The following is a 26,638-nucleotide window of genomic DNA, read 5'->3' on the forward strand; positions in this document are numbered from 1 at the left end:
CGGTCAGGTGGTCAGTTCGTCGCTTCGGCGAGCGGGCGTGCGTCGGACCGTGCCGCTTGCGCGGCGGCCGCGCGGTGCCGCGACGCGTCGTGGTATGCGAGGTACTTGCGCTGCGTGACGATGTGATCGGCGATGTGCTTCGCGTCGTGCCACACGCCCCAGATGAAGCTGGAGCCTCGTCGCGACAGCCACGGCAAGCCGAGGAAATAGATGCCCGGCTCCTTCGACACGCCGCGCTGGTGCTGCGGCTTGCCGTTCGGCCCGAACGCGTCGACGTTCAGCCAGCCGTAGTCGACCGCATAGCCCGTGGCCCAGACGATCGACGTGATGCCTGCAGCGGCGAGATCGAGCGAGAGAATCGGATGCGCGACGCAGTCGGGGTTCGGCAGGATGCGCCGTGCGTCGGGCTCTTCCGGCAAGTCGAGGCCGTTGCGGGCCGCATACGCGTCGGCCGCGTCGAGCAGCGACAGGTAGTTCTCGTCGCCGCGCGCGAGATTGGCCGCGAGATCGCGTTCGAACACCGCCACGCCGCCGTCGAACGACTTCGTCAGCCCGACCAGCGTCACGCCCTGGTTCGCGAGCGCGCGGAAATCGACCGTATGGCCGCCGCGCGCGCCGCTCACCGCGATCGTCACGTGTTCGCGGCCGGGCGTCGCGACTTCCTTGTCCCATTCGCCGAGCACGCCGAGCCACCAGCAGAAGTCGCGGCCGCGATACGCACGCGGCGGCCGATCGTGCGGCCCGACCGACAGGTAGACCTGCCGCCCCGCACGCTGCAGTTCGTCGGCGATCTGCACGCCCGACGAACCCGCGCCGACCACCAGCACCGCGCCTGCCGGAAGCTGGGCCGGGTTGCGATAGTCGGCGGAGTGAATCTGCACGAGGCGCGTGTCGTCCGGCGCGATCGGCGGAATCACCGGGCGCTGGAACGGCCCCGTCGCGACCACCACGCGGTTCGCCTCGATCGTGCCGTCGGACGTCTCGACGACGAAGCCCGGCTTGCCCGTGTTGCGCACCACGTTCCGCACGTCGACCCCGGTGCGGATCGGCGCGTCGAATTTGCGCGCATACGCTTCGAAGTAGTCCGCGACCTGGTCTTTCGATGCGAATGCGTCGGGGTCGAGACCGTCGAATTCGAGGCCCGGGAAACGGTCGTGCCACGCAGGGCCGTTCGCGACCAGCGAATCCCAGCGCCCCGTGCGCCAGCGTTCGGCGATACGGTCGCGCTCCAGCACGAGATGGGGCACGCCCAGCTTGCCCAGATGCTCGCTCATGGCCACGCCGGCCTGCCCGGCGCCGACGACGAGCGTATCGATTGAGGTTGTTTCGACTGCCACGGCTGTCTCCTTCTGAAGTGCGGCTCATGCGACGCTCGTGTTGTCGCGTAAGTGGGAATGGAGACATTCTGCGGACAGGCTGCGTGGCGCGAAATGAGGTTTTTTGTTGGTGTTGACGAGCAAAAAGCTGGGGCGGGGGCCGCTGGCTAGCGAAGTACATGCACGCGATCCGAAGCGGCATCTCGGTCGGGAACAGTCCGACACCTGCGTACCGGTGCCGAAAAAACGGATGCCTCGACCCAATCGAGTCGATGGTCGGCGCCATCGAACCGTATGTCGCCGGCGCCCGCGCGCATCGCGGGCGCCGGTTTGCGCGGATCGTGCCGGCTACACGCGGGCCCAGGCGTCGGTGCCCTTCTGATACTCCATCACGCCGCCGTGGATCCGCACCCGCAGGTTGCCGTCCGGCACCCTCACCCAGTTGATCATGTCGAGGCTCATCATCAATCCGACGAAGAAATCCTGCACCTCTTGCGATTCGTTGGCCTGCCAGAGGTCGATGCGCCCAAGGCACGCACGCATGTCGCCGCTCTGCTGCATGATCGTCTCGACCTGTCCGGCGACATCCGCCGCCGAATCGCAGACCTTCGTGCCGTCGGGGCTGACGATCGACAAATGGACCCCGCGCACCAGCGTCGGCTGACCCGGTGTCTGCTCGACGAGCGCGATGCAGCTCGTCATCGCGCCGAAATCGATTTCCGTCGCATCGCCCCATTTGCGCTCGCCAACCCCCAGCGGCGCGGGACCGTGTACGTTCTGAATGATGTAGGACATGGGTTCCTCACATGACTGGACAGGACTGCCAATAGCGGACCGCGACGTGTTCAGCCAAAAAACGTGCGTCGCTCCCGCCGCTCACATCCCGCATCGGGCCCGACGGCCCGGCGGGTCGTGTCGATCGATACCGTGTCGCTGCACGCGCGGCAGTCGATCGCCCGCGGTTCACGGCGCATGACTGCGGGCGACGTTCGTCATCGACGCCGCGCCCTACGTGCCCTTCTTGTCCAGCAGCGCCTGATACTTCTGCAGGCTCTCGTCGATCCTGTCGAGCGCGATGCTCGCGGCCTCCCCTTCGATCGCCTCCGCGGCGCCCGCGACGACCGCCGCGGTCGCGACGAACAGGTCCGTCAACAGCAGGCCCACCGCATCCATCGCCATGCCTTTCACGTCCTCGTCGATGGTCTTCTGCGCGAGGTCCTTCATCAGCACGCTCTTGCCCGCGATCGCCAGCGACGTCGACGCCTCGAAGTAGTTGGCCGCCGCCTGCGCGACCATGCCGCCGGCCTGCGTGATCAGCATGTTCGGGCCGACGGCGATCTGCGTCGTCGCGTAGGACGCGGCCTCCGCGTTGATCGCCTGCACGGTCTGCAGCGCCGAGGTGGCGGCCCCGGTCGCACCCGCGATCTGGTCCGGCGCCTTCAGCGTCTCGGTGAACCTGCGCAGCCGGCTGACCGGCCATGCGCGCGTGCCGGCTGTCGCAACTGCGGCGTGCGGCGCGGCATCGGCCCGCGTCATGGCTTCGGCTGCGGCGTCCGCGGCGTCATCCGGCGCTTGCGTCGCGCCGTCTCCGCGTCCACCCAAAGAATCTTTCATGTTCATTATTCAGGTATCCCGATAGTCGTCGTGCCCTAATGCGTGGAACCCGTCTGCGGCCCGCTCGCCAAGGGCGGCGTCGCGCCGCCCGATGCCGGCTTCGGAGACGCTTCGACGGACAGGATCATGGACACCGCCTTCGACACGACGGCGTTCGAAATCTGGTTCAGCGCCGCCTGCTGCTGTGTCATGTTCTGCGCCGAGATGCCGACGGCCTGGCTGAACATCTGGTAAAGCATGCCCAGCGCCTGGGCCGGCGATCCCGCGACGACGTTGACGTTGGTCTGCGTCAGCGCGTCGGTAATCTGCTCATTGACTTTGTCTGCCACGAGGCCTCCTCGGATCTCGGCTCCGGCATGCGATTGAAGGAACGGGCGGGCCGGCAGGCCATCGACGCCGCGCATGCCGTTAGGAACGCTTGCTGCCGGCATTCGTGAACGCGCTCACGCGAGTTCCTCGCGCAATTTCTTGCGCAGCAGCTCGACGCGTTTTCTGGCAAGCGGCTCGTTGATCCCGAGCGTCGCGGCGATGTGCAGATAGGGCCGGTCCTCCTCGAACTTCAGCGTGAACAGCATTTGCTGCTGCGGGGGCAGCATGGACAGCGCCTGCTCGAGGCGGAGCAACTGTTGCCGAAGCAGCAGTTGCTGCTCCACCGACGGCGCGTGGCCGGCCAGCTCGACGGCGTGATCGTCGTCCCAGGCCGGGTCGAATTCGAGCATGCCGCTTTCGCGCAGACGGCGGCGCGCGCCATCGAGGAACGCGTGATTCAGCGCCAGAAAGAGAAAGCCTGCGAGGTTCCGAACGCGCTCGGGCGAGCGCTGCAGGTAGATGTGGACCTTGAGTGCGGTATCGGAAAGCAGTTCGTCGGCACGGTGAATATCACCCTTGCACAACATGCGCGCGCGGCGCCGCAGCTTCCCCTGCATTTCCCGCCACGTACGGTCGAGCTGCTGCGCCGAAGACTCGGGCGTCGTGGCAGCGTGCTGGTTCGAGGTTGTCATCCCGTGTCTTCCTTTTATATGGAAAACACAGAATCGATTCGATGCCGGGAATGGCGCTGTTACCCGTGTAACACCGATAAAACGATAATCGGCTTCGGTAAATTTTCTTGATTATTATGAACAGAAATTTTAATTAACCGGCATAGCCCGATCCGTCGTTTCAGATGCGCCGCCGGGCTTGACCGAATAACGGCATTGCGATGAAAAAGAACGACTACCGCCGCGATGCGCCCGTGCGTCGGCATGCTGCTTTCCATGTCGGTCGATCAAGCGCGCCTGCCGCCGAAGTGCCGCCCTGTCCGGACTGCCTGCCGATTATTTCAATACTTTCATTATTCATTTTTCACGTAATGCCGAAGGCAGCGTTTTTCGCTAGGTGGCCGTATCGTCAAACAACCTCGCGCGGAAAACATGCCTGCCCTTGCTGACGCTCAAACGCTGCGCAATATACCGATACTCACCGATCTACCGGAAAGCCTGCTCGCCCATGTCGAGCGGCACGTCACGCCCTGGCCCGAACACGGCAATCGCCTGTTGTTCTTCAAGGGCGATCCGGGGGATTTCGTCGCGTTCGTGCGCCAGGGCCGCGTCTACAAGACCCTGCACGAACCCGGCGGGCGCGAGATCATTCTCGGCCATTCGATACCGGGCGACCTCATCGGCGAAAACACGCTGATCCGCGCGCACCGGCGCAGCTTCACCGCCCAGTTGAGCGCCGACTGCCGCATTTCGCTGCTGCATCGCCAGCACTTCGCGCCGCTGCAGGCCAACGCGGAATTCATGGCGCGCATCCACGAGCAGCTGTGCCGGCACATTCACCAGTTGAGCGACTTCGTCGAGTCGGCGTGCCTGTACCGGCTCGAAGCACGGCTCGCGCGCCATCTGCTGAACCGCATGCAAGGGAATGATCTCGAGGTGCCGCTGCCGGAGAGCCAGAGCATCCTCGCCGCGATGCTCAACGTCAGCCGGCCGCGGCTGAACAGCAGCCTGCGGAAGATGCAGCGCGACGGTCTGATCCGGCTGCACGAACACGGCGTGACGATCGAGAAACCGGAACGGCTCCGGACCATCGCCGACGCCAATTGACGCCCGCCCCGGCAAGCGCGTGCGTCACGCGGCGGCGCCGTGCGGGCAGGTTGCGCGCCGGGTTGCGCGGCGCGCCTGAAGGTCAGCCGCGCCCGTGGCCGAGGGCATTCATCAACTGCGCGACGGCGGCCAGTTGCGATACGAAGTTGTCGTTCGACGAGCGCGCCGCGCTGGCCTGCGCCACCGGCGAGCCGGCATAGAGCTGCATGATGCCGACGGTCGTGGCGGCGAGGTTGGACGCCGCCTGATTCGCCTGCATCTGCACCGCGTTGTGAAGCAGGATCGCGGACGCATGGCTGTTCGACTGCATGAGCGTGCCCAAGGCCACGGCGGGCGCTTCGCCCACCACCTTGACGTTGGCTTGCGTGACTGCATCGGTCATCGCAGGGGAAACCTGTTCCGGCATGTCGTTGCTCCTGGGTTGCGCGCCGCTGCGGCGCAGTCATGATGACGAAAGCACGAGTGGGTCGGTCGGCGCCGTCGATGCGCGGCACGGTGGCCGCCGCCCCGGGCGTCGACACGACGTCGGGGGCCGGGCGGCAGCCACCGCGATCGGGGGCCGCCGCCCGGCGTCGACGCAGGGTTACGCGTCAGGTCAGCGCCTTGCCGAGCGCGAGCACGTCGGCCAGTACGGACAGCACGCCGTTCGAGCCGATCTCCGTCGCGGCGGCGCCGGCGCTCGCCGGCCCGAGCGTGTACAACTGCATCGTGCCCACGTTCGTCGAGGTCGGCAGTTGCACCGCGGACTGCGACTGCTGCTGCACGGCGTTCTCGAACAGCACGCTGAGCGAATGGCTCTGGGCCTGGTACAGCGAGCCCGTGACCATCGCGGGCGCTTCGCCGACCACCTTGACGTTGGTCTGCGTGACCGCGTCGGTGATCGCGGCGTTGACCGCACAGGTCTTGCAGGGGTCCTTCGGGTCTTTCGAGTCGTTTGCGTCATTCGGCATCGTATTTCTCCTGGTTCGCGAACGGGCACCGCGTCGAATCGGCTCTACCCGTTCCGTCGTTTGCTCCGGAACACCGCGCGGCGCCTTGGTCGGGCGCTGGCGGTCATGCTACGTATCCGCGGCTCGGCGGCGGTATCGGCAGCGTGTGCCGCTCGAGCCGCCGCCTCAACCACGGCGCTGCGATGACGCCTTACGGCGTGGTCACTGCCTTCCCGATCGCGATCACGTCGGCCAGAATCGAAATGATCCCGTTCGCGCCGATTTCCGTGGCGGCCGCGCCCGCGCTTTCCGGCCCGATCGTGTAGAGCTGCATCGTCCCCACGTTCGTCGACGTTTGCGACTGGATCGCGGCCTGCGACTGCTGCTGCACCGCGTTCTCGAACAGGATGCTGAGCGAATGGCTCTGGGCCTGGTACAGCGAGCCCATCGCCATTGCCGGCGCTTCCGCGACCACCTTGACGTTGACCTGTGTGACCGCATCGGTAATCGCGGGATTGACCTGGCACACTTGACACGTATCAGCCATTTGTTGCTCCTTGGTTCACGTAGTTGAGAGGTCGCACATCGGGGCCGGCCGGTTTCGCGTTCGGCCGCATGACCCGCGTGCTACTCCATGGACGCTCGGCCGGGCGTATCGTGAACGGCGGTGGTGGGTTTGGACGGCTCGGCCGGACCGGCGCCGGTGCTTCGCAACCGGTCCTCCATCGCGTCGAGCCTGGCGGCGAGCCGTTCGGCAAGCCTTTCGGCAAGCCCTTCGGCGAGCCGTTCCGCGAGCGCATCGCCGTATTGCCGGAAGCATGTTTCGATTTCCTGCCGGATCATGCCCGTCAGCTGTTCCCCGATCATCGTCAGTGCCTCGCGGGTGCTGTCCTGGATCTCGGCTGTGGCGGATGCCTGCGCGTCGTCGCCCTGCGCGTGCGCGTCGAGTACACCCGATACTTTCTGCTGTTCCGACGCCAGCATGCCGAGCGTCGTCTCGTTCTGCGTGTCGATCGTCTGCAGGATGCCGCGCATCTTCTCGTACGCCTTTTGCTGGTTGAGCTGCAGGAAATGCTTGACCTGTTGGCGTGCCTCTTGCCGGGTTTTCAACTGCGGCAATGGCCGATTAGCGGCGCTCGCCGGTGTGGCCGGGCCGGCGGCGGGCGCCGGCTGGTTCGCGTGCCGGCTCGGCAACCCCTCCAGCAGCACCTTTTCTTCGCCGGGCTCGAGAGGCCGGCCCAGGCGCTTCTCCGCGAACTGCCGCAGCAGCGGGTCGAGTGCTTCGTTGCTCATGGCTCACACCTCCTCGAGATTCGCTCGCGGCACGGGTACGTGCGACGCGGGATCGGGTGGACGCCGTGTCACGATGGCTCGGTCGGCGGGCTGCAATGGATATCGCATGGTGTTCTCCGGGAAAAGGATGCGCGACGGCCCGCCGGAAATTTCGGCAGGACCCGCTGCAAGGACGAACCGTGCGGCGGGTCTGTGAAGTCGGTCGGCACCGCGTGCGGGCGGCGTGTGTCTGGAGTCCGATGTCGCCGACGTCCGGGTCTCGCGTGACGGCGGGCATCGGCAGGACTACACGCTGTTCGAGCGGACGGGCAGCACACGTGCGCGAAACGATCTTTTTTGCCGGTATCGGCGGGCAGAAACCGGGGCGGTCGGGGATGGCCCGCCGCGCATCACACGATTCGGCGGAGACATTTGCGCCCGTATCGGATGTGATTCGGATCCGGGCACAGCGGGGGTGGCGACCTCGCGATGTTCCGCGTCGTCACACGGTACTTTCGCAGCAAGTGCCGCCGTATTCGATCTTCTCTCGGTTCAATGCTTGTTTCTCAAGCCCAGGCGCACACCGCTGCCGCCGCCGAACATGTTACCGAGCTGCGCGCATGCTGATCCGGCGGATCGCCGACCTGCGGCTTCTCCAGCATATAGTCATCGGGCACATGCGCGCTGCCCGTACGTAGCGACACGGGGGGCGCGGCGGGTTTGACCGGCGACACCGGCACGGACGCCACCGCTTTCGCCGCGTCGATCAACGTCTCCTTGTTGCCGTCCCACCTGGGCAGCTTGGCGGGTGGGAGCGGCACGACCTTGTCCAGATTCGGCAGACGCAGGTCGGGGTCGCGCTCGAGGCGATCGGCAAGGACGCTGTAGCGCTCGGCACGGGCTTCATCCTTGACATGGCCGACTAGGGCGTCCCCCTTGCCAAACGACGCACTTAACCACCCCGCACTCTCTGCACTGCCGAATTTCACACCCGCATGCAGCGTTCTGAGTGCGCGTTCGTTGTTCTCGCTCAACTCGGCTCGATCACCCACAATCGTCGTTCCCAACTCATATGCAGCAAGTCCGTTGCCCTGCGCGACCGCACATTCGAGCATCTGGAGTGCAATCTTGCGGTTACCCCAGAAGCCCGCCTTCGGGTCGTCATAGAGCGCGTCCATCTTGCCACCCAGATACGCCATCGCACTTGGGCTGCCCATATCGGCGGCCAGTTGCCAGAATGCATAAGCGCGGCTAGCATCCTGCTTAACGCCCATCCCGTTCATGTGGTACGTGCCCATCAGATCGTAGGCTGCAGGAATACCCAGTTTCATCGCCTGTTCGGTGATCTGAACGGCCTGTTCTGAACTACGTTCCACGCCCTCCCCCTGGGCGTAGGCATTCGCCAGATTCAACATGGCTTTCCAGTGCTTGCGCTCGGCCGCCCTCGTCCACAAATCGACAGCGCCCTTGTAATCGCGCTGGTTCGGCCACAACAGCGAACTAGTCAGCGCCATTGCCTGCTGATTCCAGCGATCGGCCTCCGGATCGAGCGGGGGAGCCACGTCAGCCTCGTGTTTGCACTCGAACGCCGTGCGATGCGGATTGAAGGCGGTCAACGACATGTTGCGAGGAAGAGAATCGTTCGTCGAGCAGGCAGCACATGCAAGGAATAGGAAAGCAGAAACTAACCGGGCGAAGCCGATGCGGTTGGCAGGAGTCGAACGTAATTGATTTAGCACGATTCAGGAGGCCTACTCAGGATAAGCGAATGTCTGTCACACGCTCATCGTGGAACGGATGCGGGAAACCAACTGGCGCGTCTCCCTTCTTTCGGACGATCTCGTTGGCCCGCAGCAAATTCACCCAGTTGCGGAACGCCTTCGACATGGCCCACGGAGTTAGCGAAGACGGATTGCAATCCGCTGCGTTTCCAGTGTGAAACTTCGACGCCCGTTTGCGCAGATCTTCTGCTTTTCGTACGGTCGTTGGTTCCCACGTTGGTCCCGGCATCCACTGCCACGCCCCGCAAATTCAGATTGGCGCTGCCCAACGTGAAGAAACTGTCGTCGGTCATCAACAGTTTACTGTGGATGTAGATTCTCCTGTGCCAGAAGCCGCGATGAATGCGCGATGCCCCCACTGGTCAATCACCCACCCGATCAACTCATTGATTTTATTGGTTTTTTAAATTATTTCGGACAATCGACGGCAAACGTCGCCCCGTCTCGACGCATACCGCCTCGGCCATCGCCCGACAATCCTTTACGGTTGGCGGGTAGCCAACCTGATAGCATGCGGGTCGCACACCATGACCGATCCACCCCGGATCGTCGCGCGCCGAACCGACGCACGTGCCGACTGCACGATCAAACGGCGCACCACGTGTTTATCCCCGTAGAACCCCGCAACACCCCGGCTCGCCCCGCGCGACCCGTTGCAGTAACCGTTGGAGTGGCGCACCCCGCGCCTGCAAGCATGAAGAAATCGAAGCAGCTCACCCATTCCCCACGCGACAAAGACCGCACGCCGCTCGTCCGCGCCGGCGCGTGGCTGCTGATGGCCGGCCTGCTGTACCTGCTGTGGCCGTCCGCCGAAACCGCCTACCTCGCGATGGAATCGGTGATCCGCTGACGCGCACCGCCAATCACGCCCTGCGTTATACTCGCTCGATGGAAACCCAACCCGCCTCGCCGATCGTGCATTGCTGGTGGCGCGCCTGACCCAGGCGGCCCGTTTCCTTTTGCATGTCCCAAACGTGATGCCGCCAGCGATGGCGGCATTTGCGTTTCTGCGCTGACGTCCTGGCTGGCGGCTTCGACAACCCGGAGCCCACGACGACCATGACGCAACCCACCCGCCCGACCATCCTCACCGGCGACCGCACGACCGGCCCGCTGCATCTCGGCCACTACATCGGCTCGCTGCGCGCACGCGTGCAGATGCAGCACGAAGCGCGGCAGTTCCTGCTGCTCGCCGATACGCAGGCGCTGACCGACAACATGGGCCGCCGCCAGCGCGTCACCGAAAACGTGATCGAGGTCGCGCTCGACTACCTCGCGGTCGGCATCGATCCGGCGATCTCGACGATCGTCGTGCAGTCGCAGGTGCCTGAACTCGCCGAGCTGTCGCAATACCTGCTCAACCTCGTCACGGTCGCGCGCCTTGAACGCAATCCGACCATCAAGGAAGAGATCCGCCTGCGCGGGTTCGAACGCGACATCCCGGCCGGCTTCCTGACCTACCCGGTGAGCCAGGCGGCCGACATCACCGCATTCAAGGCGACCCATGTGCCGGTCGGCGACGATCAGTTGCCGATGATCGAGCAGACCAACGAACTCGTACGTCGCTTCAATGCAACCGTCGATCAGCCGGTGCTGGTCGAGTGCGAGGCCGTGCTGTCGTCGGTCACGCGGCTGCCGGGCATCGACGGCAAGGCGAAGATGAGCAAGTCGCTCGGCAACGCGATCACGCTCGGTTCGACGCCGGACGAGATCGCGCAAGCCGTGAAGGACATGTACACGGATCCGAACCACCTGCGCGTGAGCGACCCGGGCCAGGTCGAGGGCAACGTCGTGTTCACGTTCCTCGATGCGTTCGAGCCGGACGTGGCGAAGGTCGACGAGTTGAAGGCCCACTATCGCCGCGGCGGCCTCGGCGACAGCGTCGTCAAGCGCGTGCTGAACGAGCGGCTACAGGCGCTGATCGAGCCGATTCGCGCGCGCCGCCGCGAGTTCGAGGCCGACAAGGCCGAAGTGATGATGATCCTGAAGCGCGGCACGCTGCATGCACGGGAAGTGGCGGGCGCAACGCTCGCGGAGGTGAAGGGGGCGATGGGATTGACGTATTTCGATTGAGCGACGCCATCACGGCCGCTCGCGCCCCGGCGCCGCCGCATGACACACGGCCTCGATCCGGTTGCCGGCCGGATCGACCACAAAAGCCGCGTAGTAGTCGGCGTGGTAGTGCGGCCGCAATCCAGGGTCGCCGTCGGGCTGGCCGCCCGCGGACAGGCCGGCCTCGAAAAACGCATGTACCTGCTCGCGGGATGCGGCCTTGAAACACCAGTGCCGCTTGCTCGTCCCGACTTCGGCGGAATCCAGATACACCGCCAGAAAAGTCGACTCCGGATCATTCGCGCTGCAACGCTCACCATAGCCGAGCGCATCGGGCCGGTCATAGACCTTGGTCGCGCCCAGCGCAGCCATGACGGCATCGTAGAAGCGGCGCGCCAGATCGATATCCGGAACACCGATCGACACGTGATCGAGAAGGTGCATGGTGTGGGCTCCATTGAACGAGCACGAGTCTACACACCCGTCATCGCTCCGGCCGAGCAACCTTACCGACGACCACACTACCGGCCATGCCGCTACGTGATCTGATACGTCGATGCCGGCACGAATTCCTCGGGCATCGGCCGATCGCCGAGTTCGAGTATCGATCGCTCGATCGTGCGCGTCATCGCATCGAGTGCGAGCGCATTCGGCGCGAGGCCGAACGGCTCGGCCACTTCGTTCGCGATCGCTTCGAGCGCGATCAGCGTGTAGGAAATGAACACGCAGATCAGCGGCGTGAAGAACTCCGTCGAATCGACGAGCCCGAACGGCAGCAGCACGCAATACGCGTACACGGTGCGATGGAGCAGCACGCTGTACGAAAACGGGATCGGCGTCGACAGGATGCGCTCGCAACCACCGACCGACTTGCCGAGCTCGTCGAGCTGCGTCTCGAACATCCAGCAGGTCGCGTCGCCGCCGGGCGCGCGCCCCAGCGCACGGACGATGCCGCCACGCAGTTCGTCGAGGATCGCAACGGGCTTGTAGCATTTGCCGCCGAGCGCGGTCGTGCGCTCCGCCCCGAGAATGCGCAGCAGGTCTTCGGTCGGATCGGTATGACGCAGTTGATGTTTCAACGCATACGCGAGCGCGATCAGCAGATCGGCGAGCCGGTTGCGCTCGGCGTCGCTCACGCTGTCGGGCAGGTAGCGATGCAGTTGCGACGTCACGGCGCGCGCGGCGATCAGCAGGTTGCCCCACAGATGCCGCGCTTCCTTGAAGCGCTCGAAGCTCGCGTTGTTGCGAAACCCGAGGAAGATCGCGAGCGCGAGCCCGAACAGCGTGAACGGCGCGGTGTTGAGCGGAATCTTCTCGCCGAAGATGCGCCCGTTCGTGAAGACCGCCAGCGTGCTGACGATCGCCATGAACACGAGCTGCGGAATGATCGATTGCAGCACGGAGCCGTTCCATACGAACAGCATCCGGAGCCAGTTCTGTCGTGGTCTGACGATCATGATGTTTTCTCGACTGCCCAAGGATTACGCAACCCGTTGCGCCCGCACCCGATATGCAACGGCCCGCGCGTGGCGGGCCGCTTTTCGGTCGGGTGCCGGGCCGGACGCAGCGCGCTGCGCGTGATGATACGCGCGCGCCGCGCCCCGTCACGTTGCTTGCCGCTCAGTGATAGCCGATATCGCCCTCGCGCACCTTGCCGCGGAACACGCGGTACTGCATCGCGTTGTACACGAGAATGATCGGCAGCACGATCACGGTGCCGACGAGCGCGAACAACTGGCTCGAATGGCTCGACGACGCGTCCCAGATCGTCAGCGACGGCGGCACGATATTCGGCCAGATGCTGATCACGAGCCCCGTGTAGCCGAGAAACACGAGCGCGAGCGTCAGCAGGAACGGCGTGGCCTCGTGCGCCCGCTTCACCGAGTGGAAGATGCCCCACACGCATGCGACGACGAGGATCGGCACCGGCAGGAACCAGCCGAGGTTGCCGCTGCCGAACCAGCGGTGCGCGACGGCCGGCAGCCCGATCACGGTCCACAGGCTGACCACGCCCATCACCGCGAGCAGCACGCCCGTGAGCGGCTTCATCAGCAACCGCATCTTGCGCTGCAGTTCGCCGTCGACCTTCAGGATCAGCCAGCCGCAGCCGAGCGTCGCATAGGTGACGAGCACGCCGATCCCGCACAGCATGCTGAACGGCGACAGCCAGTCGAACGGCCCGCCCGCGAACTGGTTGTTCACGATCTTGATGCCTTGCAGCAGCGAACCGAGCACGATCCCCTGGCAGAACGCCGCAAGCGCCGAGCCGCCGATGAATGCGAGATCCCACATGTGCTGCGTGCGGGTGGCTTTCGCGCGCAGCTCGAACGCGGCGCCGCGGAAGATCAGTCCGACCAGCATCAGCACCAGCGGCAGGTAGTTCGCCGGCAGCAGCGTCGAATACACGACCGGGAACGCACCGTAGAGGCCCGCGCCGCCGAGCACGAGGAACGTCTCGTTGCCGTCCCACACCGGCGCGACGGTGTCGAGCATCACCTGGCGCTCGGCCTTCGCGTCGAAGAACGGAAACAGCAGCCCGATACCGAGATCGAAGCCGTCCAGCATCACGTAGAGGAATACGCCGAGGCCGATGATCGCGGCCCAGACGACGGGAAGATCGATGTGCATGGTTACTCCGCCTCGGTGACGTTCAGCGGCGTGGACAGCGCGCTCTTGCGCAGCCCCGGATGCCGGTGCAGCTCGATGTAGCCGGCCTGGGCAGCCGGCCCGCGCTTCATCAGTTTCATCATGTAGTAGATGCCCGTTCCGAATACCAGGAAGTACACGACCACGAAGATCAGCAGCGATACGCCGACCTGTTGCGCACTGAGCGGCGCAACCGAATCGATGGTGCGCAGCACGCCGTACACGGTCCACGGCTGGCGGCCGACCTCGGTCGTGATCCAGCCGGCCAGCAGCGCGACGATGCCCGACGGCCCCATCGCCACCACGAACCACTGGAACCAGCGCGTCTCGTACAGGCGCCCGCCCTTTCTCAGCAGCAGCCCGAGCAGTGCGGTGAGCAGCATCAGCATCCCGAGGCCGGCCATGATCCGGAACGTCCAGAAGATGATCGGCGAATACGGGCGGTCCTGCGGCGCGAATTCCTTCAGCCCGCGAATCTCGCCGTCCCAGCTGTGCGTGAGGATCAGGCTGCCGAGGTGCGGCACCTGGATCGCATAGCGCGTGGTTTCGGCCTGCATGTCGGGCAGCCCGACGAGGTTCAGCGCGGTGCCGCCCTTCTCGGTTTCCCACAGCCCCTCGATCGCCGCGATCTTCGCCGGCTGGTATTCGCGCGTGTTCAGCCCGTGCGCGTCGCCGACTGCGATCTGGATCGGCGCGAGCACCAGCAACATCCACAGCGCCATCGAGAAGCTGCGCTTCACCGGCTCGTCGCGGCGGCCCTTGAGCAGGTGCCACGCGCCGCACGCGGCGACGATGAAGCCCGCGACGATGAACGCCGCGATCGTCATGTGCACGAGACGATACGGGAACGACGGGTTGAAGATGATCTTGAACCAGTCGACCGGCACGACGAGGCCGTTCTCGATCTTGTAGCCTTGCGGCGTCTGCATGAAGCTGTTCGACGCGAGAATCCAGAACGTCGAGATCAGCGTGCCGACCGCGACCATCAGCGTCGCGAAGAAGTGCGCGCGGGGGCTCACGCGCTGCCAGCCGAACAGCATCACGCCGAGGAAGCCGGCTTCGAGGAAGAACGCGGTCAGCACTTCATACGTGAGCAGCGGCCCCGTGATGTTGCCCGCGACGCGCGAGAAGCCGGCCCAGTTGGTGCCGAACTCGTACGCCATCACGACGCCGGAGACGACGCCCATCCCGAAGCCGATCGCGAAGATCTTCGACCAGAACTGGAACATGGATTTGTAGGCGGCGTCGCCGGTGACGAGATAGCGCCATTCCAGCACCGCCAGGAAGCTCGCCATGCCGATGCTGATCGCGGGGAACACGATGTGGAACGACACCGTGAATGCGAATTGCAAGCGGGCGAGATGGAACGCATCGAAGATTTCCATGACCGTAATTTGCTCGTGATTGTGAGGACGTACGCCCGAAGCAGGAAATCGCGCGACGGCTTGGCGACAACACATGCGAACACAACCGGTCACTCGCATGGCATCGAAGCGTGAATGACGATATCGCGTTTGCAACGATACTCGCAATCACTCGAACGTGCGCTGAAACTGTGCTGCTTGCGCCGCCAAAGATGTGTGCACGGAAAACATATTCCGTGCCTGCGGGGCGGTCAGCTGTACTGCTTTCCGCGTGGCGGCGCTGTGCCTCCGGCGCACTGTTCACTCCACTTAACATGTCATGCAACGCCTGCCCGAGGCGGTCGTGCGCCCGTCGGGCACCCGCCCGGCGGCATCGATTTCCGTCGTTCGGCGCATGCGCCGTGCCCGGCCGGCCCGCCTGGAGAAACCTGTATGGAGTTTTGCACCCGCCCCGACGATCCGACCGGCAGCACCGCGTGTCAGGTGACCCGCCATCGTGCCGGCGACGTATGCGACACCGTCGATCGCGTCGTCGACGAAACCCCGGTTGCACTCGTGTTCAACGGCATCTCGCACACGGTCATGATGGCGACGCCGCTCGACCTCGACGCGTTCGGCCTCGGCTTCGCGCTGAGCGAAGGCATCGTCGAGCGCGCGTCGGACGTCTTCGACATCGAAAGCGAATGCCGGCCCGGCAGCGCCGAAGTGCGGCTCACCGTGTCGCAGCAGGCGTTCATGGCGCTGAAGGCGCACCGCCGCGCGCTGGCCGGCCGCACGGGCTGCGGCGTATGCGGCATCGAAAGCATTGCGCAGCTCGACCTGCACCCGCCGCGGATCGCGGCCGCCGGCACGGCCGCGGGCATCGGCGCCGACGCGATCGCGCGCGCCGCGCGTGCGTTGCCGGCCCGACAGGCGCTGATGCGCGAGACGGGCGGCATCCATGCAGCCGCGTGGTGCGACCGCGACGGCGCCGTGCTCGACGTGTTCGAGGACGTCGGCCGCCACAACGCGCTCGACAAGCTGATCGGGCAGCTCGCGCGCCGCCGGGCCGATCCGCGCGCGGGTTTCGTGTTCCTGTCGAGCCGCGCGAGCTACGAGCTGGTGCGCAAGGCCGCGCGGGTCGGCATCCCGATCATCGCGACGATCTCGGCGCCGACGTCGCTCGCGATCGACGTCGCCCGCGAAGCCGGCGTGCGGCTGCTCGGTTTCTGCCGCAACGACGGCTTCGTCGAATACGTGTCGCCCGCCGCCGCTCACCTCGACCCACTGCCCGCACCGGCGCACCCGGCCCACTCGTCATGAAACACCTGTTCGATTTCGATACCGCGCAGCAACAATTCGCCGGCGCGTTCGCGCCGCTCGAGGCCGCCGCATCCGTACCGGTCGCCGACGCAGCCGGCCGCGTGCTCGCCGCGCCGCTGACCGCGGTGCTCGACCAGCCGCCGGCCGACCAGAGCGCGATGGACGGCTACGCCGTGCGGCATGCCGACCTCGCGCACGGCGAGCCGCTGCGCGTCGCGCAGCGCTGCTATGCCGGCGACATGCCGGCGCCGCTGGCGCCGCGCACGGCCGCACGCATCTTCACCGGCAGCCTGATTCCGCCCGGCGCCGACACCATCGTGATGCAGGAGCATGCGCACGAACGGGACGGCGGCGTCACGTTCGACGCGTCGCAACGCAGCGGGTCGCACATCCGCCGCCGCGGCGAGGAAGTGCGCGCCGGCGATCGGCTCGTGCCGGCCGGCGTGCGGATGGGCGCGATGCACGTCGGCGTGGCCGCCGCGCAAGGATTCGCGCGGATCGACGTGCGCGCGGCGCTGCGCGTCGGCATCCTGACGACCGGCGACGAGCTGGTCGCGTGCGGCGAGCCGCGTGCGCCGCAGCAGATCTACAACAGCAATGCGCCGATGCTCGCCGCGCTGGTCGCGGGAACCGGTGCCGACGTCGCGATGCGCATGCACGCGGCCGATACGACGGCCGCCGTCGATCGGGCACTGCGCGATCTGCACGCGCAGTGCGACCTCGTGATCTGCGTCGGCGGCGCGTCGGTCGGCGACAAGGATCTGCTGCGCCCTGCGCTGGCCGCGCTCGACGCGTCGTTCGTCGTCTCCGGCGTGCGCATGAAGCCCGGCAAGCCGGTCGCGCTCGCGCGGCTCGATGCGCGGCCGGTGGTGCTGCTGCCCGGCAATCCGGGCGCCGCGATGACGACGTTCGCGCTGTTCGTCGCGCCGCTGATCCGCCGCCTGCAGGGGCGCGATGCGTGCCTGCCGATCGTGCCGTCGCTGCCGATCGACACCGACTTCGAGCCGGATGCGCAGCGCGAGCGCTTCGTACGCGTGTGCTGTACTGTGGGCGCAGGCGGCGCGCCGGTGCTCGATACGCTGCGTCAGCAAGGCGCCGGCACGCTGCAGTCGCTGGTGCAGGCAAGCGGGCTCGCGCGGCTGCCGGCCGGGCGGCGCATCGCGCGCGGCGACGCGGTACCGTACTACGAATTCGCGCGCTGGCTCGCATGAGCATGACGCCGAATAGCCGCCCGATGCGGCGCATTCCCCGCATTCGTCGCGCATTCCGCGCGGCGAACTGTATTCCTGCAATTCGGGCGCGATTGTGTCTCTGCCGGCAAAACCTGCGGGACTATGCTCACGATGAGGCTCGTCACGACCTGTGCGCCGACACGTCGGCACCCGCATGGCCGAGCGGCGACGCCCCTCCGCTTACTTCATGCAGGCCGACGACCCGATCGTGAATGCCATCGTTTCCGCCGCGCCGGCCGTCGCCGCTTCATCCGGCGGCGCATCGCCCGGCGCTTTCTCCCGCCCGTCCGACACGCTCGGCCGTCCGCTGCGCGACCTGCGCCTGTCCGTCATCGACCAGTGCAATTTCCGCTGCGGCTACTGCATGCCGCGCGAAAGTTTCGGCGCGGACTACGCGTTCATGCCGTCGTCCGAACGATTGTCGTTCGCGCAACTGGAAAGGATCGCGCGTGCCTTTACGTCCCTCGGCGTCGAGAAAATCCGCATCACGGGCGGCGAGCCGCTGCTGCGCCGCCATCTCGAAGCGCTGATCGAACGCCTTGCCGCACTGACGACCGTCGACGGCAAGCCCGTCGAAATCGCGCTGACGACCAACGGTTCGCTGCTCGCCGCGAAGGCACGCTCGTTGCGCGATGCGGGGCTGTCGCGCGTGACCGTGAGCCTCGACGCGCTCGACGACGCGGTGTTCCTCCGGATGAGCGACGCCGACGTGCCGGTGTCGCGCGTGCTCGCCGGCATCGAGGCCGCGCATGCGGCCGGGCTCGCGCCGGTCAAGGTCAACGCAGTGATCGAGCGCGGCGTGAACGACGACCAGATCCTGCCGCTCGTGCGGCACTTCCGGCATACGGGCGTGGCCGTGCGTTTCATCGAATACATGGACGTCGGCGGCGCCAGCTTCTGGTCCGGCGACAAGGTCGTGCCGGCCGCGCGGATGCGCGAGCTGATCGACGCACACTACCCGCTCGTGCTCGTCGGCGAACCGGGGCACGACGCGACCGCGATCCGTTGCGCACACATCGACGGCGCGGGCGAAGTCGGCTTCATCGCGAGCGTGTCGCATCCGTTTTGCGGCACCTGCTCGCGCGCCCGCGTGTCGGCCGACGGCCAGCTTTATACGTGCCTGTTCGCGACCCAAGGCACCGACCTGCGGCCGTGGCTCGACGACGCGGCCTCGACCGGCGACCTCGCCGCCGCCGTGCGCGAACGCTGGATGCAGCGCGACGACCGCTATTCCGAGCGCCGGGCCGCGCGGCCGGCCCGCGCATCGGGCAAGACCTATCCGACCGTGCGCATGTCGCTCGTCGGCGGCTGACGGGCCGCCGCGCGACACAGAATGCGCCGCCCACTGGAGAACCTGTCATGACGACCTTCACCGAATCCCGCGCCGGGCTGCCCGACGATCCGCTGCGTGCCGGCAGTCCCCCGCCGCCCGTCGACGCGACCGACCCGCACCCCGAATCGGCGCCCGCGATTGCCGCCGGCTTCGAAGTGCGCGTGCAGCATGCGCCGATCGATGCGGGCGCGGAGCTTGCGCCTATCGTTAGGAATCCGAATGTCTGTGCGGTCGTGAATTTTCTCGGCGTCGTGCGCAAGGAAGGCGACGTCGACGACGTCGTCGCACTGGAAGTCGAGCACTACCCGACGATGACCGAACAGGCGCTGTGGAGCATCGTCGAGGAGGCGACTGCGCGCTGGCGGCTCGAAGCCGTCAGGATCGTGCACCGTGTCGGCCGCATTCCGCTCGGCCAGCCCGTCGTGCTGGTCGTGGTGGCCGCCGCACATCGCGCGTCCGCGTTCGATGCGTGCGAATTCCTGATGGATTTCCTGAAGACCCATGCGCCGTTCTGGAAGAAGGAGATCAGGCACGACGGCGAATCCGGCTGGGTCGAGGCGAAGGCGCACGACGATCAGGCGATGCGGCGCTGGGGCTGAGCCCGTTCGCTTCGCGTTTTCCGATTCTGCCGATTCCATTCAAGACATCGCAATGAAACTGACGATCAAATATTTCGCGAGCATTCGCGAACAACTGGCGCTCGATGAGGAAACCGTCGAAATCGATGCGCGCGAGCTCACCGTCGACGCGCTGCGCGGCACGCTGGCCGCACGCGACGCCCGCAGCGCGGACGCGCTGCGGATGGATCGCCCCGTGCGGGCGGCCGTGAACCTCGAGATGGTGACCGGGGAATTCGTCGTGCGGGAGGATAGCGAGGTTGCGTTCTTTCCGCCGGTGACGGGCGGGTAAGACGCGCGTCAAACGCGCTGCTTCGGTGTCGCGCGCTCGCCGAAGCGGCGCGCGTATTCCGTCGGGCTCATCGCGAAGCGGCGTGTAAACGCCTTCCTCAACACGTCGACGCTACGGTACCCGTTCAGGCGACAGATGTCGTGCATCGATTTCCCGCCCAGCGCAAGGGAACGGCAAACCGCCTCCAGCCGAACGTTTTCGACATATTTCGCGGGCGTCGTCTGCAATTCCCGCTGAAACATCCGCATCAACGTTCTGACGCTGGTCGAAGCCCGGGCGGCCATTATCTCGACCGTGAGGTCCATGTGCAGATGCTCGCCGATCCAAAGGCATAACGCGTTCAGACTCGAATCGTGCGCGCGCTGCGACTGAAGCGCGAAGCTGAACTGTGCCTGCCCGCCGGGGCGGCGCAGGAACAGCACCAGATTCTTCGCGATTTCCAGCGCAAAGTCGTTTCCCAGATCTTCGCCGACCAGCGAGAGCGCGAGGTCGATTCCCGACGAGATGCCGGCCGACGTATAGACGTTGCCGTCTTTTATCCAGATGGGCGCCGGATCCACCTGCACCTTCGGATAGCGCTCCGCCAGGCGCCGGGCGACGCCCCAATGCGTCGTCGCGCGGCGTCCGTCCAGCAGGCCGGCGGCCGCGAGTGCAAACGCGCCGACACAGATGGAACACACGCGACGCACTGTCGGCGCGCGCGTTCGAAGCCACGCTACCGCTGCCCGATCAACCTGTTCGAACGTCCTGGAGCCCGTCGTCACGAGCAAGGTGTCGATGGGTTTGTTATCGCGACGCTCTTGCTCGAGCGTGCCATGTCCTCTGAGCCCGATGCCCGTTTCGCTGTCCAGGTAGTGATCGGCAGCCGAGCAGATCAGTTCGAGCACGTACGGTGCAGTGCCACCACCGTGAAGCTGATTCGCCCACGCGAATACTTCCGCCGGGCCGATCACGTCGAGCGCGTCCACCGGCGGCAAACCCAATATGACAACCCGCTTCTGTTCCGCGTCTGCAGGCGGGGCGACCGGTTTCGTCGGTTTTCTCATGAGCGGTCCACGTGTCGGGGCGTTCGGGCCAGCAATTGTGGCAGAAATCGTCCTGGATCTGTCATCTGTGCCATCGGCGCGCCGCCTAGACTGGGCAGCTCTGCTACGTTGCATTTCCTGGAGATATACCGTGCTTGAACCCGTGGTTATCGGCGGAGTCAGTGCGCCGGATTCGAAGATGGCCGGCCAGGCCGCTTCCCTCGTCGAACAGGTCCACTCCCCGGCCATGATGCATCACGTGCACCGGACCTGGTGGTTCGCCGAATTCCTGGGCAGGAAGCGGGGCTTGAAGTACGACCGGGAAGTGGTGTATCTCGCGTCGCTGCTTCACGACCTTGGTCTCACGGACGAATTTGCCGCCGACCAGCGCTTCGAAGTGGGCGGTGCCGATGCGGCCAGCCGCATCCTGCTTGCTCACGACTACCCGAAAGCGAAAACGGAACTCGTGTGGGATGCGATCGCGCTTCACTCCGCCGGCGGCCTCGCCGATCGCAAGCAGCCGGAAATCGCGCTCGTTTATATGGGCGCCCACCTCGACGTCTTCGGACTGTTTCTCGACGAAGTCACGCCATCGCTGATCGACGACACGCTCGCGCTTTATCCCCGAGTCGGATTTAAAGCAGCGTTTACCGAAGCGCTGGCTGAAGTCGCCAGAAAAAAGCCGCATACGACCGTCGGCACCGGAATTGCTGATATCGGCCGGCGTCACGTACACGGTTTCGACATTCCGGACGTGTGCGATCTGATTCATGATGCGCCGTTCGAAAGCTGACGCGGCATATCGCCACCCCGCCCTCGCGGCGACCACCGTCCACTGGTTTCCCGCACCGGCGATGCGTATGGCAACCGTCAGCCATCGAAAGCGATCTGCATACCTGGAGAACCGAAATGCATGTCACGACACGAGGAACACGAATTTACACAGAGGCGCGCGGAAGCGGTGAACCGACGCTTTTGTTTCTGCATTACTACGGCGGGTCGAGCCGAACCTGGAACGGCGTGATCCACGGCCTGGGCGGGCGGTATCGAACGGTCGGCATGGACCACCGCGGCTGGGGCAACTCGGACGCGCCCGAGCAGGGTTATGCGATCGGCGATCTCGCGAACGACGTACAGGACGTCGTTGAAGCCCTGAAGCTCGAACGCTACGTGATCGTCGGACACTCGATGAGCGGAAAGGTCGCGCAGCTGCTCGCGTCGCGCCGGCCGCCGGGACTCGAGGGCCTCGTCCTCGTCGCGCCGTCGCCGCCGTCACCGATGCACTTTTCCAGCGAGCAGCGGGCCGAGATGGCCCGAGTCTATGACACCCGGGAGTCGATCGGCTGGGCGCTCGACAACGTCCTCACCGCGAAAAAACTGACACCGGAACTTCGCGAACAGGTTATCGCCGACAGCCTGCGCGGCGCACCGCAGGCGAAGCGCGCATGGCCGCTCGGCGGCATGGTCGAAGACATTACCGCCGACGTCGCGTCCATCGACGTACCCGTGCTCGTCATCGCCGGGGAACTCGATCAGGTCGATCGGCCGGAGACGCTGCAGAACGAATTGCTGCCGCGAATCCCGGCAGCCCGAATGATGGTGCTCCCCGGTACAGGCCATCTGTCTCCCCTCGAAGATCCGGTTGCGATCGCAACGGCCATTCGACAATTCATCGAACAACCGGGGATGTCACTTCGCGGAGAGGCATGAAGGTCCGCCCTCGCAATGGTCCGTTGCCTGTAGGCCGCGCGATTCATCGCGCCGATCGGCGGCCCCGTTACCGCCGAGGCGCGCGGCGTGAAGTGAAAGGCGACGACCCGGCGCCCGATTGCTTGCCGGTCGCGCCATCGACGCGCGCGTTCGCGCCGAACGCTTCTTGACGGACACCGCATACTTCGCCGCCCATACGAGCGCCTTTGCCGTGAGGCAGGCGCTCGATTGGTCCGCGCTCCCCCTGCTTCACGCCTGGTACGCAAAAATCGATGCGCGACCGGCCGTCGTTCGCGCATGGCAGCGTTTAAGCGGCGCCCTCACCCTGGTTCGGCGGCCGCAAGCACGTTTCACCTGGTGCGATACCCGAGCCGCCCGCATAAAAAACTTGCACATGAGAGCATATGCTCCTATATTGACTGATAGGAGCATATGCTCTTTATTTCACGGAGAATTACTGCCATGAACGAAACATCCATTCTCGTCAGCGGCGCAACCGGCCGCACCGGTGGTGCAGCCATCGACGAACTGCTGCAGATGGGCAAGCGCGTCCGTGCGTATGTGCGCTCGGACGACGAACGCGCAGCGGCGCTGCGTGCGCGCGGTGTCGAAATCGCCGTCGGGGATTTCACCGACATCGATGCGATCCGCGCCGCGATGGAGGGCGCGAGTGCCGCCTACTTCCTGCACCCGATCGCACCGGGCATCCTTGGGGCCGCGGCCTATTTCGCGCAGGCGGCAAAGGAAGCCGGCGTGGGTGCGATCGTCAACATGTCGCAGATTTCGGCGCGGCGCGAATCGACCAGCCATGCGGCGCAGGACCACTGGGTGTCCGAGCGCATTTTCGACTGGTCAGGTGTACCAACGACTCACTTGCGCCCGACCTTCTTCGCGGATTGGCTCGTCTATCCGCATTTCGCGAAGGAAATCCGGGCCACGAAGAAGATCGCGTTCCCGTTCGGAAACGGGCGCCACGCACCGATCAGCACGGACGACCAGGGCAGGGTCATCGCTCACCTGCTGGCGAACCCGGCTGGGCACGGGGGCAAGACCTACACTCTTCACGGCCCCGTGGAATTGAATCATACGGAGATCGCCGCGATTATCAGCGAGGTGCTCGGCGTCAAGATCGAATATGCTCCGACTTCGATCGATGTGTTCAAGCAACAGATGGAACAGCTGTACAAGTTCCCTCCGTTCCTGGTCCAGCATCTCGTCGAGGTCGCCCAGCATTATCAAGAGGGCGTCTTCCAGGGTACCAACGATGTCGTCGAGCAGATCACGGGTACGCCCGCGCTGTCGGTGCGCGCGTTCATCGAGAAGTACCGCGGCGCTTTCGAGTGAAATGCGCACGAACCCGGCAATTTGCCAACGTCAAGGAGAAGAGAAATGCGGGCGAAAAACCAACCCATCGGCGTGGATCAATGCAACTGCTTTACGGTGAGGAAGGCCGCCCGTCAGATCTCGCGTCTTTACGACGCGTATCTCCAGCCATCCGGCCTTCGCATCACGCAGTTTCTGATCCTCGCCACGTTGAACGAGCGGCAAAGCGCGTCGGTCAATGTACTGGCCGAGCGTCTCGACATCGAGCGCACGGCCATGGGAAAGATGATCGGCTTCCTGGAGCGCGATGGCTTCGTCAGGGTACGGCCGTCCGCCGAGGACGGTCGTATCCGCCTGGTCGAACTCACGCCGGACGGCACGAAGCTTTTCGAACAGGCGGCACCGCTCTGGCATGAGGCGCAGCACCAGTTCAGCGTCCTGAACGGAACGGAAAACGTGGACGTGTTGCGTCGCAGCCTTGCGGAAATGAAGGTCGGCGTCGATGCTGAACCGCCCCCTGAAGTTGAAAAATGAAGATCGAGGATTCAGCCGTATTCGTAGCGTCAAAAAACGAAGCCGGCACGAGGCCGGCTTCGTCGTCGAAGCACACCGTACCGAGCGCACCCGCTCACCGCATGCACGCCGCGGCCAGCTTCCCGACCGTGATCACCGCCTGCTCGATCTCCGGCGACCATGGGCTGCTGTAGTTCAGCCGGATGAAGTTCCGGTAGTTGTCGGTGATCGAGAACATGTAGCCGGGCCCGATCGTGATCCCCTGCTCCAGCGCGAGCTGGTACAACCGCATCGCATCGACCTGCGCGGGCAACTCGACCCACAGCACGTAGCCGCCCGCCGGGCTCGAAATGCGCGTGCCCTCCGGGAAGAACCGCGACACCATCGCGCGCATCAGGTTCGCCTGCTGCGCATACGCCTTGCGCAAGCGCCGCAGGTGGTGCTCGTAGCCGTCGCGTTCGAGAAACTCCGCGATCGCGAGTTGCGGCAACGACGGCGTCGCGAGCGTATTCAGGAATTTCAGTTTCTCGACCTGATCGCGGTAGCGGCCCGGCAACGCCCACCCGATCCGGTATGCGGCCGTCAGGCTCTTCGAGAACGACGAACAATGCAGCACGATCCCGGTCCGGTCGTAGGACTTCAGCGAACTCGGATGCGTGTCGCCGAAATACAGTTCGTTGTACACGCCGTTCTCGATTATCGGCATCCCGGCCCTTGTTGCAAACTCAACCAGTTCGCGCTTGCGCTCATCCGGCATCTGGAAGCCGAGCGGGTTCTGGAAGTTCGGCATCACCATGCATGCGGCGATCGGCTGCGATTTCGCGATCGCGGCCAGCGCCGCTATGTCGATTCCGTATTCCGGATGCGTGGCCACTTCGATCGCCTTCATCCCCATCCGCTCGATCGCATGCAGCATCGCGTAGAACGTCGGCGATTCCACCGCGATCGTATCGCCCGGCTTCGCCACCGCCTGCAAACACAGGTTGATCGCCTCCGTCGCACCGACCGTCACGATGATCTCGTTCGGGTCCACCGACATCCCGTTTTCCAGGTAGCGGCGTGCAATTTGCCGGATCAGCCGCGGATGGCCCGGCGGCAATCCGTCGGTCACACCCCACAGCGACTTGTCGCGACCGGCCGCATACGCGTAGCGGTTCAGCTTCTCGAAGGGGAACAGGCTCGGGTCCGGATACGGCGAACCGAGCGGCACCGCGTCGTCGGTGCCGATCGAGCGCAGCGTCGACAGCACGAGCCGGCTCACGTCGACCGACGACGAGATCGCGATCGGCTTCGACGGCCGCAGCTCGCGCACCGGCGCGTGACTGTCGTCGCGCCGCAGATTCACGAAATAGCCCGACTGCGGCCGGCTTTCGAGCAGCCCGCGGCTTTCCAGCAGCAAGTAGGCATGCAGCACGGTCGTGATGCTGATCCGGTGCTGCTGGCTCGCCTGCCGCACCGACGGAATCCGGTCGCCGTGCCGGTACACGCCCTGGCGGATCAGGCGCTCGATGTCGTCCGCGAGTTTTTCATAGAGTTTCATCGTGCGTCTCCCGCCGGCATGCGCAGCCGCGCCGCCCTGCCGTGTGCGTCCGACACGCACGTGTTTCGCCCGACGACCGGGCCGTCGTGATTCCTGATCTTTCCCTCCGGTTTTGCCTTTTCCATCGCACTGGCTCTCTTGAAGATGCGCCGGCAGAGGTCCGGACAACCGGATCTGCGGCACTGTGCACTTGATGGTTGAATCTTAAGAGAAGAACAGTTGGCCGCGAGTACACACATCGCACGCGCGAACAAGAGTACAGTTCGGCCCGAATCGCGCATCGCGGGAAAACTGTACGTCTTATGAAATGGCCGGACGGCCGGTGGGCCGACGCGGTACGGCCGACCGCCCCGGGAGCCCCGCCGCACGGGCCTGCGGGCGACCGGACCAATTGGGGTGCAATACTGTGCGCCCCCCGGGTTTCCAAGGTGAGAGCCAGACCATGCAGCACACGATCGAACAGGTAGCCGGCGTCGGCGGCGCGATACGCGTCGCGCGACCAGTACAGCAGAAATCGCGCCAGAACGCCGCGGCCGGCCGCCTCGGCGTCAGCGAATCGCTCATGGTCGAGGCCGAACGCGGCGCGAACACCGTGCAATGAGGCAAGGCTTTCCATATCCTGCTGGGGCCCGACGTCCGAATCGTCGTCGACCTCCCCGATGCGGGCGACGAACGGCTCGAACGCGAATC

Annotated in this window: 30 protein-coding genes; 13 read left to right on the top strand and 17 right to left on the bottom strand. The window is 65.3% G+C overall.

The annotated features are described in order from the left end of the window. Window positions 1-11: 11 nt before the first annotated feature. The 5 genes from CFB46_RS30915 to CFB46_RS30935 form a co-directional block, all read right to left on the bottom strand. Window positions 12-1,337, bottom strand: coding sequence for a flavin-containing monooxygenase (locus CFB46_RS30915; RefSeq protein WP_027786061.1), 1,326 nt, complete (start codon window positions 1,335-1,337; stop codon window positions 12-14). A gap of 327 nt (window positions 1,338-1,664) precedes the next feature. After that, a complete protein-coding gene (locus CFB46_RS30920) occupies window positions 1,665-2,111 on the bottom strand; it encodes a hypothetical protein (RefSeq protein ID WP_027786062.1) in 447 nt (148 codons plus the stop codon). 213 nt (window positions 2,112-2,324) lie between these two features. Beyond that, the gene (locus CFB46_RS30925) at window positions 2,325-2,852 is read right to left on the bottom strand and encodes a hypothetical protein (RefSeq protein ID WP_227789573.1); all 528 of its coding nucleotides are present in this window, start codon (window positions 2,850-2,852) and stop codon (window positions 2,325-2,327) included. A 113-nt stretch (window positions 2,853-2,965) separates the two neighbouring features. Next, entirely contained in the window at window positions 2,966-3,361 is a 396-nt protein-coding gene (locus CFB46_RS30930; protein ID WP_227789572.1) for a RebB family R body protein, read from the bottom strand. Between the two features lie 12 nt (window positions 3,362-3,373). Next, on the bottom strand, window positions 3,374-3,931 hold the full coding sequence (locus CFB46_RS30935; RefSeq protein WP_027786065.1) for an RNA polymerase sigma factor: 558 nt from the start codon (window positions 3,929-3,931) through the stop codon (window positions 3,374-3,376). A 411-nt stretch (window positions 3,932-4,342) separates the two neighbouring features. Between CFB46_RS30935 and CFB46_RS30940 the strand changes: the two genes are divergently transcribed. After that, window positions 4,343-5,017, top strand: coding sequence for a Crp/Fnr family transcriptional regulator (locus tag CFB46_RS30940; protein WP_027786066.1), 675 nt, complete (start codon window positions 4,343-4,345; stop codon window positions 5,015-5,017). 82 nt (window positions 5,018-5,099) lie between these two features. Here CFB46_RS30940 and CFB46_RS30945 read toward each other — a convergent pair whose 3' ends face one another. The 6 genes from CFB46_RS30945 to CFB46_RS30970 all read right to left on the bottom strand — a co-directional run bounded on the left by CFB46_RS30945 (window position 5,100) and on the right by CFB46_RS30970 (window position 9,292). Next, window positions 5,100-5,423: a RebB family R body protein gene (locus tag CFB46_RS30945; RefSeq protein WP_027786067.1), complete on the bottom strand. Its 324-nt coding sequence runs from the start codon at window positions 5,421-5,423 to the stop codon at window positions 5,100-5,102. A 184-nt stretch (window positions 5,424-5,607) separates the two neighbouring features. Then, window positions 5,608-5,967 (bottom strand): RebB family R body protein, encoded by a 360-nt coding sequence (locus CFB46_RS30950; RefSeq protein ID WP_089502434.1) that lies wholly within the window; start codon window positions 5,965-5,967, stop codon window positions 5,608-5,610. Between the two features lie 190 nt (window positions 5,968-6,157). After that, window positions 6,158-6,493 carry a RebB family R body protein gene (locus tag CFB46_RS30955; RefSeq protein ID WP_027786069.1) on the bottom strand — a complete coding sequence of 112 codons (336 nt, stop codon included), beginning with the start codon at window positions 6,491-6,493 and terminating at the stop codon, window positions 6,158-6,160. Between the two features lie 80 nt (window positions 6,494-6,573). Next, complete coding sequence (locus CFB46_RS30960; RefSeq protein ID WP_089502435.1) at window positions 6,574-7,239, bottom strand: hypothetical protein; 666 nt, start codon at window positions 7,237-7,239, stop codon at window positions 6,574-6,576. 545 nt (window positions 7,240-7,784) lie between these two features. Next, window positions 7,785-8,840, bottom strand: a complete 1,056-nt coding sequence (locus tag CFB46_RS30965) for an SEL1-like repeat protein (RefSeq protein WP_227789571.1) — start codon at window positions 8,838-8,840, stop codon at window positions 7,785-7,787. Between the two features lie 161 nt (window positions 8,841-9,001). After that, entirely contained in the window at window positions 9,002-9,292 is a 291-nt protein-coding gene (locus tag CFB46_RS30970; RefSeq protein WP_227789570.1) for a hypothetical protein, read from the bottom strand. A 401-nt stretch (window positions 9,293-9,693) separates the two neighbouring features. Here CFB46_RS30970 and CFB46_RS36135 point away from each other — a divergent pair, with 401 nt between their 5' ends. Both CFB46_RS36135 and trpS read left to right on the top strand, forming a co-directional pair. Continuing rightward, window positions 9,694-9,849 (top strand): hypothetical protein, encoded by a 156-nt coding sequence (locus tag CFB46_RS36135; protein ID WP_175888595.1) that lies wholly within the window; start codon window positions 9,694-9,696, stop codon window positions 9,847-9,849. A gap of 209 nt (window positions 9,850-10,058) precedes the next feature. Then, the gene (gene trpS, locus CFB46_RS30975) at window positions 10,059-11,072 is read left to right on the top strand and encodes a tryptophan--tRNA ligase (protein ID WP_027786071.1); all 1,014 of its coding nucleotides are present in this window, start codon (window positions 10,059-10,061) and stop codon (window positions 11,070-11,072) included. 9 nt (window positions 11,073-11,081) lie between these two features. On the opposite strand, the gene CFB46_RS30980 is transcribed toward trpS, so the two are convergent. From CFB46_RS30980 to CFB46_RS30995, 4 genes are all read right to left on the bottom strand, one after another. Further along, the gene (locus CFB46_RS30980) at window positions 11,082-11,495 is read right to left on the bottom strand and encodes a VOC family protein (protein WP_027786072.1); all 414 of its coding nucleotides are present in this window, start codon (window positions 11,493-11,495) and stop codon (window positions 11,082-11,084) included. A 92-nt stretch (window positions 11,496-11,587) separates the two neighbouring features. After that, on the bottom strand, window positions 11,588-12,508 hold the full coding sequence (locus CFB46_RS30985) for a bestrophin family protein (protein ID WP_027786073.1): 921 nt from the start codon (window positions 12,506-12,508) through the stop codon (window positions 11,588-11,590). 163 nt (window positions 12,509-12,671) lie between these two features. Beyond that, a complete protein-coding gene (gene cydB, locus CFB46_RS30990; RefSeq protein WP_027786074.1) occupies window positions 12,672-13,679 on the bottom strand; it encodes a cytochrome d ubiquinol oxidase subunit II in 1,008 nt (335 codons plus the stop codon). Window positions 13,680-13,681: 2 nt separating this feature from the next. After that, window positions 13,682-15,082 (bottom strand): cytochrome ubiquinol oxidase subunit I, encoded by a 1,401-nt coding sequence (locus tag CFB46_RS30995; RefSeq protein ID WP_027786075.1) that lies wholly within the window; start codon window positions 15,080-15,082, stop codon window positions 13,682-13,684. A 411-nt stretch (window positions 15,083-15,493) separates the two neighbouring features. Between CFB46_RS30995 and fdhD the strand changes: the two genes are divergently transcribed. From fdhD to moaD, 5 genes are all read left to right on the top strand, one after another. Then, the gene (gene fdhD, locus CFB46_RS31000; protein ID WP_027786076.1) at window positions 15,494-16,363 is read left to right on the top strand and encodes a formate dehydrogenase accessory sulfurtransferase FdhD; all 870 of its coding nucleotides are present in this window, start codon (window positions 15,494-15,496) and stop codon (window positions 16,361-16,363) included. Next, window positions 16,360-17,574 (top strand): molybdopterin molybdotransferase MoeA, encoded by a 1,215-nt coding sequence (locus CFB46_RS31005; RefSeq protein WP_027786077.1) that lies wholly within the window; start codon window positions 16,360-16,362, stop codon window positions 17,572-17,574. The genes fdhD and CFB46_RS31005 overlap by 4 nt, the downstream gene beginning before the upstream one ends. Window positions 17,575-17,782: 208 nt before the next feature. After that, entirely contained in the window at window positions 17,783-18,907 is a 1,125-nt protein-coding gene (moaA, locus tag CFB46_RS31015) for a GTP 3',8-cyclase MoaA (RefSeq protein WP_027786078.1), read from the top strand. 47 nt (window positions 18,908-18,954) lie between these two features. Next, window positions 18,955-19,527, top strand: a complete 573-nt coding sequence (locus tag CFB46_RS31020; RefSeq protein ID WP_027786079.1) for a molybdenum cofactor biosynthesis protein MoaE — start codon at window positions 18,955-18,957, stop codon at window positions 19,525-19,527. Between the two features lie 52 nt (window positions 19,528-19,579). Next, window positions 19,580-19,837, top strand: coding sequence for a molybdopterin converting factor subunit 1 (gene moaD, locus CFB46_RS31025; RefSeq protein WP_006498429.1), 258 nt, complete (start codon window positions 19,580-19,582; stop codon window positions 19,835-19,837). 8 nt (window positions 19,838-19,845) lie between these two features. Here the strand turns inward: moaD and CFB46_RS31030 are convergent, their stop codons facing one another. Beyond that, window positions 19,846-20,883 (bottom strand): GlxA family transcriptional regulator, encoded by a 1,038-nt coding sequence (locus CFB46_RS31030; RefSeq protein WP_027786080.1) that lies wholly within the window; start codon window positions 20,881-20,883, stop codon window positions 19,846-19,848. A gap of 130 nt (window positions 20,884-21,013) precedes the next feature. On the opposite strand from CFB46_RS31030, the gene CFB46_RS31035 reads away from it, so the two are divergent. The 4 genes from CFB46_RS31035 to CFB46_RS31050 all read left to right on the top strand — a co-directional run bounded on the left by CFB46_RS31035 (window position 21,014) and on the right by CFB46_RS31050 (window position 24,429). Continuing rightward, on the top strand, window positions 21,014-21,655 hold the full coding sequence (locus CFB46_RS31035) for an HD domain-containing protein (RefSeq protein ID WP_027786081.1): 642 nt from the start codon (window positions 21,014-21,016) through the stop codon (window positions 21,653-21,655). 116 nt (window positions 21,656-21,771) lie between these two features. Then, complete coding sequence (locus CFB46_RS31040) at window positions 21,772-22,572, top strand: alpha/beta fold hydrolase (RefSeq protein ID WP_027786082.1); 801 nt, start codon at window positions 21,772-21,774, stop codon at window positions 22,570-22,572. A 462-nt stretch (window positions 22,573-23,034) separates the two neighbouring features. Then, window positions 23,035-23,916 (top strand): NmrA family NAD(P)-binding protein, encoded by an 882-nt coding sequence (locus CFB46_RS31045; protein ID WP_027786083.1) that lies wholly within the window; start codon window positions 23,035-23,037, stop codon window positions 23,914-23,916. A gap of 45 nt (window positions 23,917-23,961) precedes the next feature. Then, window positions 23,962-24,429 carry a MarR family winged helix-turn-helix transcriptional regulator gene (locus CFB46_RS31050; protein ID WP_034185505.1) on the top strand — a complete coding sequence of 156 codons (468 nt, stop codon included), beginning with the start codon at window positions 23,962-23,964 and terminating at the stop codon, window positions 24,427-24,429. Between the two features lie 94 nt (window positions 24,430-24,523). Here CFB46_RS31050 and CFB46_RS31055 read toward each other — a convergent pair whose 3' ends face one another. Continuing rightward, complete coding sequence (locus CFB46_RS31055) at window positions 24,524-25,948, bottom strand: aminotransferase-like domain-containing protein (protein ID WP_027786084.1); 1,425 nt, start codon at window positions 25,946-25,948, stop codon at window positions 24,524-24,526. Window positions 25,949-26,390: 442 nt separating this feature from the next. Between CFB46_RS31055 and CFB46_RS36660 the strand changes: the two genes are divergently transcribed. After that, a complete protein-coding gene (locus tag CFB46_RS36660) occupies window positions 26,391-26,549 on the top strand; it encodes a hypothetical protein (RefSeq protein WP_227789569.1) in 159 nt (52 codons plus the stop codon). The last annotated feature ends 89 nt before the right edge of the window (window positions 26,550-26,638 follow it).

The sequence above is a fragment of the Burkholderia sp. HI2761 genome (genome assembly GCF_002223355.1).
In the GTDB taxonomy this organism is placed as follows: Bacteria; Pseudomonadota; Gammaproteobacteria; order Burkholderiales; family Burkholderiaceae; genus Burkholderia.